The sequence below is a fragment of the Streptomyces aurantiacus JA 4570 genome (assembly GCF_000414115.1).
Classification (GTDB): domain Bacteria; phylum Actinomycetota; class Actinomycetes; order Streptomycetales; family Streptomycetaceae; genus Streptomyces; species Streptomyces aurantiacus_A.
The window spans coordinates 1-10875 of the sequence record NZ_AOPZ01000435.1 but is presented as its reverse complement, the minus strand read 5'-3'; the positions used below and the strand labels follow the sequence as shown (position 1 = coordinate 10875).

Genomic DNA, 10875 nt, shown 5'->3' with positions numbered 1-10875 from the left:
CGGCACGCCCCGCAGCAGCCCCGGGTCGGGCGCGGCGAGGCCGAGGGCCCAGAAGCCGCCGTCCGCCGCGGGACCGAACCAGGCGTCGGCGGTCCGCCAGGCGTCCGCGGCGAGCGCGGGGGCGAGCAGCGCGGGGGAGAGCTGCGGGGTGTCCATGCCGACGAGCAGGGCGGGCCCGTCGCACCCGCCGAACGCCCCGGCGAGCCGCTCGTCGAGCCCGCCCGCGCACTGCCGCACCACCTCGACGCCGTCCGGCAGCCAGGGCCCGGCCGCTCCGTCGAGCACCAGCACACGCCGCCTCGCGGGCACGGCGAGCACGACGTTCAAGGTGTCGACGAGGGCGGCCTCGGCGAGCCGGGCGGCTTCCTCGGGGGAGTACGGAGGCGTGAGCCGGGTCTTCACGCGCCCGGGGACGGGGGCCTTGGCGATGACCAGGAGGGTGAGGTGCCCGTCCCGCGCGCCTGCTCGGCGCCCGGCGGGGGCGGGGTCGTCGTGTGAGCGTGGCCCGGCGCGGTGGCTCGGGGGCGTGGTCGGGCCGGGGGCGTTGTTGGTGCCGGAGGCGTTGTCCGGGGCGGGAGTGGCGCGGTCGTGTGTCATCGCTGTGCGTCCTCCCGGCCCCCGGGGGCCGGCGTCACCCGGGGCTCCGCCAGGACGGCGCGCATGTCGCGCACCGCGTGCCAGGTGCCGCGCCACGTACCGGTGACCTTCGACCTGCCCGCGCGGGGCAGGTACGGGACGTCGCGTTCCTCGACGCGCCAGCCCGCGTCGGCCGCGCGCACCACCATCTGCAAGGGGTAGCCGCTGCGCCGGTCGGTCAGACCGAGGGACAGCAGGTCCTCGCGGCGGGCGGCCCGCAGCGGGCCCAGGTCGCGCAGGCGCAGACCGGTGCGGCGGCGCAGCATCCGGGCGAGCGCGAGGTTGCCCGCGCGCGCGTGCGCGGGCCACGCTCCGCGCGCCCGGGGGCGCCTGCGGCCGAGGACCAGGTCGGCGCGGCCCGCGGCCACATCCCGTACGAAGTCCACGAGCAGGCCCGGATCCAGGGACGCGTCGCAGTCGCAGAAGCACACCACGTCCGCGTCGGCCGCGGTGAGCCCGGCGTGGCAGGCGGCGGTGGGCCCGGCGTGGCAGGCGGCGCCGAAGCCGCGCCGCGGCTCGTGCACCACGGTCGCGCCGAGCGAGCGCGCCAGGTCCGCGGAGCCGTCCGTGGAGCCGTTGTCCACGACGATGGCGCGCCAGCCGGCCGGGACACGCGCGAGCACCCACGGCAGCGCCGCCGCCTCGTCGAGACAGGGGAGGACGATGTCGGCCCGCACGTCGCGGGAGCCCGGGACGTCCGTCGGGTCCGGGAACTCCGAGGAGTCGGGAAAGTCGGGGGAGGAGTGCGTCACGTCACTCACCCTACGAAGGGAAAACGGACAAAAGGGGCGCGAGGTCCTTACGAAACACGGACGTCGACGGGCTCCGGACGCACCCGGCGCTCGCGCGCCCGGACGCGGTGCGAGGCTTGGCGCATGGACACACCGCCCCCCGGCCCCGGCCCCCGCGTGCTCGTCGTGGACGACGACCGCACCGTCGCCGAGGTCGTCACCGGCTATCTGAACCGTGCCGGGTACGAGGTCGAGCAGGTCGAGGACGGCCCCGCCGCCCTGGAGCGCGCCGCCGCCCGCAAACCCGACCTCGTCGTGCTGGACCTGATGCTGCCCGGCATGGACGGTCTCGAGGTCTGCCGCAGGCTGCGCGCCCGGGGGCCGGTCCCCGTCATCATGCTGACGGCGCGCGGCGACGAGGACGACCGGATCCTCGGCCTGGAGATAGGGGCCGACGACTACGTCACGAAGCCGTTCAGCCCGCGCGAGCTGGTGCTGCGGGTCGAGTCGGTTCTGCGCCGCAGCCAGGCGTCCGCACCCCGCCCCCGGCCCGGCTCCCTGCTGCGCGCGGGCGGTCTCACCGTCGACCCCGCCGCCCGTCGCGCCACCAAGAACGGCACCGAACTCGCCCTGACGGTACGCGAGTTCGACCTGCTGACGTTCTTCCTGCGGCACCCGGGCCGGGCCTTCGGCCGGGAGGAGCTGATGCGGGAGGTCTGGGGCTGGGACTTCGGCGACCTGTCGACGGTGACGGTCCATGTGCGCAGGCTGCGCGGGAAGGTGGAGGACGACCCGGCCACGCCGCGCCTGGTCCAGACGGTGTGGGGGGTCGGGTACCGGCTCGACGCGGAACCGGCACCGGGGTCGGAAACCGTGCACAGTCCGGCACCGGAACAGGAACCGGCATCCGCACCGGACCTCGTCGACGGCGATGTCCACGGCGAAAGAGCCCCCCGCCCATGAACGACATCCTCCTCATCGCCCTCTACGCCTTCCTCGGCGCGGTCGCCGCCGGACTCCTCGGCGCCCTCGTCCTGCGCCTCCTGCGCCACCGTTCGCTGGTCGTGTCGCTGACTGTCGTCGTGGCGGTCGCCGTCACCGCCATGCTCGCCGGGACGCTGGCCGTGGCCTGGCAGATGTTCCTGTCGCGGCACGACCTGACCGTGGTCACCGTCGTCGTGGCGATGGCCGCCGTGGTGGCGACGGCCACCGCGCTGCTGCTCGGCCGGTGGGTCGTGGCCCGCAGCAACGCGCTGACGCTGGCCGCCCGTTCCTTCGGCACGGGCGGCAGCTTCGCCGCGCCCCACGAACCTGCCACGGCGGAACTCGCCGCGCTCACCCGGGAGTTGGAGACGACCAGCGCCCGGCTCGCCGAGTCCCGGGAGCGCGAGCAGGCGCTGGAGAGCTCGCGCCGCGAGCTGGTCGCGTGGATCTCGCACGACCTGCGGACGCCGCTCGCGGGCCTGCGGGCGATGGCCGAGGCCCTGGAGGACGGGGTCGCCGCGGACCCCGACCGCTATCTGCGGCAGATCCGCACCGAGGTGGAGCGCCTGAACGGCATGGTCGGCGACCTCTTCGAACTCTCCCGCATCCACGCGGGCGCGCTCGCCCTCTCGCCGGCGCGGATCTCCGTGTACGACCTCGTGGGCGACGCGCTCGCGGGGGCGGACCCGCTGGCGCGGGAGCACGGCGTACGCCTGGTGGGGCAGCGCATCGACGCGGTGCCCGTCGAGGTCGACAGCAAGGAGATGAGCCGGGTTCTCGGGAACCTGCTCATCAACGCGATCCGCCGGACCCCGGCGGACGGCACGGTCGCGGTCGCCGCGGAGCGCTCGGACGACGGCGTCGTGCTGTCCGTGACCGACGGCTGCGGCGGCATCCCCGAGGAGGACCTCGGCCGCGTCTTCGACACGGGCTGGCGCGGCACCCACGCCCGTACGCCCCCGGCCGGCGCGGGCCTCGGCCTCGCCATCGTGCGCGGCATCGTCGAGGCCCACCAGGGCCGCGCGGCGGTACGCAACGTCTCCGGGGGCTGCCGCTTCGAGGTGGTGCTGCCGCCGGCGGGGACGGCGTGAGCGTGCTGCCGCTGCCGCGGGCGGGGCCCACGTGAGCACGCCCTAGCGCAACGCCGACCGGGCGAACTCCCGCATGCCGTCGGCGAAGCCGACCTCCGGCTTCCAGTCGAACGCCGTCCGCAGCCGGGCCGAGTCCGCCGTCACATGGCGGACGTCACCGAGCCGGTACTCACCGGTGACCACCGGGGCGGGGCCCCCGTACGCGTCGGCGAGCGCCCGCGCCATCTCGCCGACGGTGTGCGGCTCACCGCTGCCGACGTTGTACGCGCGGAACGCCTCGGGGCCGGGCCCCCGGGCGCCCTCGACCGCCGTCGTCACCGCGGCCGCCACGTCCCGTACCTGGACGAAGTCCCGCCGCTGTCCGCCGTCCTCGAAGACACGCGGCGCCTCACCCCGGGCGAGCGCCGAGCGGAACAGGGACGCCACCCCGGCGTAGGGGGTGTCGCGCGGCATGCCGGGGCCGTAGACGTTGTGGTAGCGCAGCGACACCGCCCGGCCGCCCGTCGCGCGGGCCCACGCCGCGCTCAGGTGCTCCTGCGTGAGCTTCGTCGTCGCGTACACGTTGCGCGGGTCGACGGGCGCGTCCTCGTCCACCAGGCCGGGCGTCAACTCCGCCCCGCAGGACGGACAGCGGGGCTCGAACCGCCCGGCCGCGAGGTCCGCCTCGGCGCGCGGCCCCGGCCGCACCACCCCGTGCGCCGCGCACGCGTACCGCCCCTCGCCGTACACGACCATCGACCCGGCGAGCACCAGCTCCCGCACCCCGGCCCGCGCCATGGCGGCAAGGAGCACCGCCGTGCCCAGATCGTTGCAGCCGACGTACGCGGGCGCGTCCGCGAAGTCCTTGCCGAGCCCCACCATCGCCGCCTGGTGGCACACCGCGTCCACGCCGCGCAGCGCCGACGCCACGCCGTCGGGGTCGCGCACGTCGCCGACGACGAGCCGCTCCCCGGCGCGCGCCGCGCGCGGTGGCCCGCTGTGCGCCGACGCGAGCAGCGCGTCGTACGAGACGACTTCGTGCCCGCGCGCGAGGAGCGCGTCGACGACATGTGTTCCGATGAACCCGGCTCCGCCGGTGACCAGTACCCGCATGCCGTCCACGCTAGGCAGCCCGGCCCCCGTCCGCCCCGCGCCGGGGCCCCGCGTCACCGTTCCGTAAGACCTGGAAGAGGCGGCAGGCCCGACCCGGGGCGCCCGCAGTCCTCGTGTCCGTACAGCGCGGTCGTACGGACCCCCGCCTGGAACCGCGTCCTGACGCCGAGCACCGCCATGATGCGGCTCATCCGGCGCTCGACCGTGCGCTGGGCGACGCCGAGGCGGCGGGCGATGGCGCTGTCGGTGAGCCCGGCGCGCAGATGGGCGAGCAGCAGCTCGTCGTCGGGGGAGAGGGTGTCGTGCGCGACGGGACCCGCGGGCCACAGGGGCGTGGCGCGCTGCCAGAGGAGGTCGAAGAGCGCGATCAGGCCGTCGAGGAGCGCGGACTGCTGGAGGACCAGGATCTCCTCCTCGCTGGGCAGCACGAACGGCACGAGCGCGACCTTGCGGTCGGCGACGACCAGCTTCAGTGGGACGTCCGCGAGCACCCGGCTCTCCTCGCCGCGCGCCGCGAGGTCCCGGGTGGCCTCGACCCGGCCGGGGCCGTCGAGCCCCGCCTGGTCGTAGATCGCGCGGTAGCGCAGGCCCTTGTCGAGGCGCTCGCGCTGCACGGTGTCCTGGCGCCGCAGCGGTTCCACGACGTAGGGCGGCTTGTCGAGGATCAGGATCTCGCTCTTGGCCATCTGCTGCGTCTGGAAGAACTGCTGGGCGATCGCCTCACGGCCACGCAGCAACTGCACCGGCGAACTCCCGCCGCGCAGCCGCCCGGCCCGGAACTCCTCGGCCAGACCGGCCGCGGCGAGGCGGGCGTGCGCGATCTCCTCCTGGCGGCGCAGCGCGAGGACTTCGAGGGCCACGTCGGGCGGGGCCGGGGTGAGCCGCGCGTCGCCTGCCGCGCCTGCCTCGTCCTCCGTGTTCACTGGGCCCACGTCGCCCGCGTCGCCCGCCTCGCCTTCCGCGCCCGTCAGCAGGCCGAGCCCGGCCAGCGATGCGGCATGCCGCCGCACGCGCGCCTCGGTGAGGCCGGTGGCCGCCGCGAGTTCGGCGGGCGTCGAGCCGGGTGCGGCCAGGAGCGCGCGGTACACCCGCTCGTCGCCGGGGCCGACGCCGAGCCCGGAGAGCACCGGGCCGCTCGCTGGGGTCGGGGCCGAATTCGGCGTCGCGTCCATGCCGCCGCCTTTCTGGGTCGGTTCTCGGGTCCGGTTCCTGGGGCCGGGTCCGGGTACGCCGGGCCCGGGGGTCGGAATGCCGACAGTGGCGGAACTCCGACGTTCCGATTCGCCCGGGCCCCGGTACGGTCTTGCCTGTCGTGGACCCCTGTTGTCATGACCGCCGAAGCCGCTTGCCGGAAGCGGCAGTTTGCCGGACAACGGTTTTGGCGTCCACGGTGCGTCGAGACCGGCACGGGATGCCCCGGCACGACCGCCCCACGCGGGGCGGCACCCCCCACCCGGGGCATCCCGTGTCCCCTCACAGACAGGCGCCGCCGCTGCTGCCGGAGACCCCGCCCGCCAGCCCGCCCGGCCAGTTCCGCGCGGGCGACACACCGGCGCTCCGCGTACACCTGCGCCCGCCGCGGCTCGGCATCAAGAGCGCGTAAAGATTGCCGGAAAAAGGCAGTGCGCGGAAGGGGTCCGCCGCGTCAGGATGAGGAGGCAGGAACGGGGGGCGAGGGCCCGGGTGCCGGATCACGGAAACGAGAGCCGGTGCCCGGGTGGTGTTGCTCCCTGGCATGACCGGTCAAGGGGGCGGGGGCATGGGGGAGTTGGTCGACGCGGCGGTGGGATTTCCAGGGGTGGCCTTCAGCTCCGCGCTGGCGGTGGTGGTGTGCTTCTGGCTGCTCGTCGCGGTGGGGGCGGTCCGGGTGGACAGCTTCGACGAGGACGCCGATCTGGGCACCGTCGGGCTCGGCGGGGTGCCGGTGTCCGTGGCCGTGTCGCTGCTGACCGGCACGGGATGGGCCGTGAGCATCGGCGGGACCGTCGCCGTCGCGCGGACGGATTGGACCGGACTCGCGCACGCGGCGGGTGATGTGGGCCTGCTCGCCCTCTCGGCGCTCGTCGCCTGGGGAGTGACGCGCGCGCTCGCGCGCCCGCTGGCGTGGGCCTTCCGGGACCGGAGCAGTCCCGCGCCGGGGGACCTCGTCGGCTCGGTGGGCACCGTCCACACCGGCTGGGTGGACGCGGAATGGGGCCGGGCCGAAGTGGCGACAGGGGCAGGGGGCGTCGCGGTCGTCGAGGTCCGGCGTGACCCGTTGGCCCGGGGCGCGCGGCCCACCATGGGCGGCGGCGTGGTGCTGTACGCGTACGACGAGGCCGGGGCGTTCTTCTGGGCGGCGCCCTGCGCGGCGGCGTTCGCCCCGGGTGGACGCGTGACCCCGGCCGCGGCCACCCCGGACGGGCCCGCCGCCGAGCCGCGTCGAACCACCCCCGACCCGCCCCCGGCCGCCGCACCCGCGGACGACAACTGGCCCCAGGCCGACTGCGCATGACCGGCCCTCCGCCCGCCCCGGAACCGCCAGGGCCGGCGCAGCCGTCACTCCTGATGCCGCAACCACCACGCCCTGCGTCAAGAAGGCGTAGGTGCTTGGTCAGAACATCGGGGGCACAGGTGGCGAGTCATGACATACCGGGCGACTACCTGGAGGGTTACGCCCGCATACTCGCCGACGCCTCCGCCGCCGGCCGCGGACTGACGCGCGCGGAACGGGAGTCGAGGTCCGCGCTCGGCGAGCGCGCCGCCGACGCCGGGTACGGACTGCGCGCCCTGGTCGGCGCGCACCTGGCGGCGTCCCGTGCCTTCGGGGCGGACCCGGCGGCCGCGCCGGTGTCCGCCGAGGCCCTGCTCGCGGCCGTCGAGCAGGCCGTCGACGCCTTCGCCGAGGGCTACGAACGCGCCCAGCGCCTGGCGGTCCGTCAGGAGGAGGCCGCGCGACGGGAGTTCATCGACGACCTGCTGCACGGCCGCAGCGACCCCGGCCTGCTCGCCGAGCGCGCCGAACGCTTCGGCCTGCGCCTGTCGTTCGCGCACACGGTCGCCGTCGCGCAGGGCGACAGCGGCTACGAGGAGGGCGACAAGGCGCCCCGGGCCGTGGAACACGCGCTCGCGGGCCGCTTCGGTGACCGCGGCGTCCTGGTCACCACGAAGGACGGCCGGCTGGTGTGCGTGGCGCCGGGCGACCAGGACGACGTGATCGACTTCTTCGCCGCGCAGGCGCTGGCCGTCGTCGAGGGCGGCCGCGTCGCCGTCGGCCGCGCGCAGCCCGGCGCGGGCGGCGTCGTCCAGTCGTACGAAGAGGCCCTGAACGCCCTGGACCTCGCGGAGCGCCTGGACCTGACCACGCCGGTCCTGCGCGCCGCCGACCTGCTCGTCTTCCCCGTCCTGACCCGCGACCGGCAGGCCATGGCCGACCTGGTCCTGAACACCCTCGGCCCGCTGCGCGCGGCACGCGGCGGCGCCGAACCCCTCATCGAGACCCTGGCGGCCTACTTCGACACGGGCTGCGTCGCGGCGCAGGCGGCCCGCCGCCTGAACCTCAGCGTGCGCGCCCTGACGTACCGCCTGGAACGGATCCACCGCCTCACCGGCACCGATCCGGCCGAGCCGCTGCACCGCTACACGCTGCAGACGGCGGTGATCGGAGCACGCCTGCTCGACTGGCCGGAGCGGCCGTTCTGAGAGCGCCCGAGCTCCAGATCCCCAGTGCTCCAGAGCCCCGAGCCCCCGAGCCTCAAATTCCCTACGCCACGCCGAGCCGCGGAATCTCGATGGCGGGGCACCGGTCCATGACCATCTCCAGGCCCGCGGCCCGGGTCCGTTCGTACGCCGCCTCGTCCACGACTCCGAGCTGGAACCAGACCGCCTTGGCGCCGACGGCGGCGGCCTCGTCGGCGACGGCTCCCGCCAGCTCGCTGTTCACGAACACGTCCACGACATCGACGTCGAAGGGAATCTCCGCGAGGGAGGCGTAACCCTTCTCGCCGTGCACCGTCTCGGCCTTGGGGTGGACCGGCACGACGCGCTTGCCGTACCGCTGCAGCACCTCGGCGACGCCGTACGCGGCGCGCCGCTCGTTGGTGGACAGGCCCACGACGGCCCATGTGTCACCGAGTCCGGTGAGGATCCTGCGAACGGTGGCGGGGTCGCCGTACATGTCGGGCCTCCAGGGGTGCGGGTGGTCTGGTAAGGCCAACGGCGGGGCCGGCCGGGTGATTCCCGGCCGGCCCCGCCGTCGTGCGTCGTCGCCTCGGACGCGTCGGATGGCTCAGACGCCTCAGACGTTGACGCCGAAGTCCGACGCGATGCCGCGCAGGCCGCTGGCGTAGCCCTGGCCGACGGCGCGGAACTTCCACTCGGCGCCGTGGCGGTAGAGCTCGCCGAAGACCATGGCGGTCTCCGTCGACGCGTCCTCGGAGAGGTCGTAGCGGGCGATCTCCTGGTTGTCCGCCTGGTTCACCACGCGGATGAAGGCGTTGCGCACCTGGCCGAAGCTCTGGCCGCGGTTCTCGGCGTCGTGGATCGACACCGGGAAGACGATCTTCGTGATCTGCGGGGGCACGCCGGCGAGGTTGACCTTGACGGCCTCGTCGTCGCCCTCGCCCTCACCGGTGAGGTTGTCGCCGGTGTGCTCCACCGAGCCGTCGGGGCTCGTGAGGTTGTTGTAGAAGATGAAGTGCTGGTCGGAGACGACCTTTCCGGAGTCGTCGCAGAGCAGCGCGCTGGCGTCGAGGTCGTAGTCCGTGCCGGTGGTCGTCCGCACGTCCCAGCCCAGGCCGACCAGTACGGCGGTGAGGCCGGGGGCCTCCTTGCTCAGCGAGACGTTGCCGCCCTTGGAGAGGGAAACTCCCACGGTGTCCTCCTGTGGTCCTCTGCGGAAAAACGGTGCCGGCCGTGGTCGGGGCCGGGGCTTAGAATCTACATGAGTGTAGAAGTGTCCGGAGGGGGCACTGTCCCTTCCGGCCGTTACGATGTGGGGCTCCCTGCGAGACGTACGTGACATACGTGACGTGTGTGATGTTTGGGAGTGCGCGGTACGCACCGCGAGGGGACACGGCCCGCGACGGGAGGCGAGGACACGGCATGACGCGGCACGAGGGCGGAGAGCGGGAGCCGCGCCTGCGCAGGCGCGGGCAGGGCGAGCTGGAGGCCCAGGTGCTCGCGGCGCTGCACAGCGCGCGCGGCCCGGTCGGCGCGGCCTGGGTGCAGGAACGCATCGGCGGCGACCTCGCGTACACCACCGTCATGACGATCCTCACCCGGCTGCTCGCGAAGAACGTGGTGACACGTGAGCGTGCGGGGCGCTCCTTCGTCTGGCGGTCCACCGGCGACGAGGCGGGGCTCGCCGCGCTGCGGATGCGCAAGGTCCTCGACGGCGAGCAGGACCGCGGGGCCGTGCTCGCCAGCTTCGTCACCACCCTGTCCGCCGACGACGAGCGGCTGCTGCGCGATCTGCTCGGCGAAGCGGGCGGCGGCGACGCCGCGGAGGGCTGACCGTACGCATGGGGGTCTTCGTCTTCCTGCCGCTCGTGCTGCCGCTGACCGCCTGGCCGGTCGCCCGGCTCGCCGACCGGCATCTGCATCCGCGCACCGCCACCCGCCTGCTCACCGCGCTCGCCGCCGTGATGGCGCTGTGCAGCACGCTGTGTCTGGCCCTGCTCATGGTCGTCGGCACCGCCCAACTCCCCGGCAACCCGCTGCCGGACGGCTGGTCCGACCCGGAGGTCCGCGCCGCCCTGCCGTTCGACGAGATCGCGGGCACGGCCGCGATTCCGGCGCTGATCGCCGTGTGTGGGGCGCTCGCGCGCACGCTGTGGCGGCACGCGGCGGTACGGCGCCGGGGGTGGCGGGCGCTCGCCGGGCTGCCCGGAAGGTCGGTGGCGGTGCTGCCGGACGAGGAGGAGGCGTACGCGTACGCCTTGCCCGGGAGCGGGAGCGGGAGCGGGAGCGGGAGCGGGAGGGGAGCGGGAGCGGGAGCGGGAGCGGGAGCGGGAGCGGGCCGGGGCGCGGGCGTCGCGAGCGGGACCGGCGCCTCGCGCCGGGCGGCCGCGTCGTCGTCAGCCGTGCCCTGCTCGACCGGCTCCAACCCGCCGAGCGGCGCGCCCTGTTCGCCCACGAGCGGGCTCATCTCGCGGCACGCCACCACCGGTTCCTGCTGGTCACGCAGCTGGCGGCGCGGGCCAACCCGTTCCTGCTGCCGCTGCGCACCGCCACCGCGTACACCGCCGAGCGGTGGGCCGACGAAGAGGCCGCCGGGGTGGTACGGGACCGGCGCGTGGTCGCCCGCGCCATCGGCAAGGCCGCGCTCGCGCCGGGGCGCACGCCCGCGCCGACGCCCGCGG

Annotated in this window: 12 protein-coding genes and 1 pseudogene; 7 read left to right on the top strand and 6 right to left on the bottom strand. The window is 75.2% G+C overall.

Annotation, left to right across the window (positions count from 1 at the left end):
- A partial coding sequence (locus STRAU_RS33520; protein WP_078621691.1) for a TIGR04282 family arsenosugar biosynthesis glycosyltransferase occupies positions 1 to 597 on the bottom strand: 597 nt, incomplete at its 3' end.
- Positions 594 to 1313, bottom strand: coding sequence for a glycosyltransferase family 2 protein (locus tag STRAU_RS33515; RefSeq protein ID WP_037663624.1), 720 nt, complete (start codon positions 1311 to 1313; stop codon positions 594 to 596). The genes STRAU_RS33520 and STRAU_RS33515, both read right to left, overlap by 4 nt.
- Before the next feature lie 198 nt (positions 1314 to 1511).
- Here STRAU_RS33515 and STRAU_RS33510 point away from each other — a divergent pair, with 198 nt between their 5' ends.
- A complete protein-coding gene (locus STRAU_RS33510; protein WP_037663614.1) occupies positions 1512 to 2330 on the top strand; it encodes a response regulator transcription factor in 819 nt (272 codons plus the stop codon).
- Positions 2327 to 3442: a sensor histidine kinase gene (locus STRAU_RS33505; RefSeq protein ID WP_016644856.1), complete on the top strand. Its 1116-nt coding sequence runs from the start codon at positions 2327 to 2329 to the stop codon at positions 3440 to 3442. The genes STRAU_RS33510 and STRAU_RS33505 overlap by 4 nt, the downstream gene beginning before the upstream one ends.
- A 42-nt stretch (positions 3443 to 3484) precedes the next feature.
- On the opposite strand, the gene STRAU_RS33500 is transcribed toward STRAU_RS33505, so the two are convergent.
- Complete coding sequence (locus STRAU_RS33500; protein WP_037663622.1) at positions 3485 to 4534, bottom strand: NAD-dependent epimerase/dehydratase family protein; 1050 nt, start codon at positions 4532 to 4534, stop codon at positions 3485 to 3487.
- Between the two features lie 53 nt (positions 4535 to 4587).
- Positions 4588 to 5706, bottom strand: a complete 1119-nt coding sequence (locus STRAU_RS33495) for a helix-turn-helix transcriptional regulator (protein ID WP_052029395.1) — start codon at positions 5704 to 5706, stop codon at positions 4588 to 4590.
- Positions 5707 to 5999: 293 nt separating this feature from the next.
- Between STRAU_RS33495 and STRAU_RS33490 the strand changes: the two genes are divergently transcribed.
- The 3 genes from STRAU_RS33490 (at position 6000) to STRAU_RS33480 (ending at position 8215) form a co-directional block, all read left to right on the top strand.
- On the top strand, positions 6000 to 6137 hold the full coding sequence (locus tag STRAU_RS33490; RefSeq protein ID WP_158692188.1) for a hypothetical protein: 138 nt from the start codon (positions 6000 to 6002) through the stop codon (positions 6135 to 6137).
- A 156-nt stretch (positions 6138 to 6293) separates the two neighbouring features.
- A complete protein-coding gene (locus tag STRAU_RS33485; RefSeq protein ID WP_016644853.1) occupies positions 6294 to 7028 on the top strand; it encodes a hypothetical protein in 735 nt (244 codons plus the stop codon).
- Positions 7029 to 7147: 119 nt separating this feature from the next.
- Positions 7148 to 8215 (top strand): PucR family transcriptional regulator, encoded by a 1068-nt coding sequence (locus tag STRAU_RS33480; RefSeq protein ID WP_016644852.1) that lies wholly within the window; start codon positions 7148 to 7150, stop codon positions 8213 to 8215.
- Between the two features lie 61 nt (positions 8216 to 8276).
- Here the strand turns inward: STRAU_RS33480 and STRAU_RS33475 are convergent, their stop codons facing one another.
- Both STRAU_RS33475 and STRAU_RS33470 read right to left on the bottom strand, forming a co-directional pair.
- Positions 8277 to 8690 (bottom strand): CoA-binding protein, encoded by a 414-nt coding sequence (locus STRAU_RS33475; protein WP_016644851.1) that lies wholly within the window; start codon positions 8688 to 8690, stop codon positions 8277 to 8279.
- A 120-nt stretch (positions 8691 to 8810) separates the two neighbouring features.
- Entirely contained in the window at positions 8811 to 9386 is a 576-nt protein-coding gene (locus tag STRAU_RS33470; protein WP_016644850.1) for a TerD family protein, read from the bottom strand.
- Between the two features lie 230 nt (positions 9387 to 9616).
- On the opposite strand from STRAU_RS33470, the gene STRAU_RS33465 reads away from it, so the two are divergent.
- Together STRAU_RS33465 and STRAU_RS40960 are read left to right on the top strand one after the other, a co-directional pair.
- Positions 9617 to 10027 (top strand): BlaI/MecI/CopY family transcriptional regulator, encoded by a 411-nt coding sequence (locus tag STRAU_RS33465; protein ID WP_016644849.1) that lies wholly within the window; start codon positions 9617 to 9619, stop codon positions 10025 to 10027.
- 8 nt (positions 10028 to 10035) lie between these two features.
- A pseudogene (locus STRAU_RS40960) lies at positions 10036 to 10875 on the top strand (M48 family metalloprotease); the annotation flags it as partial.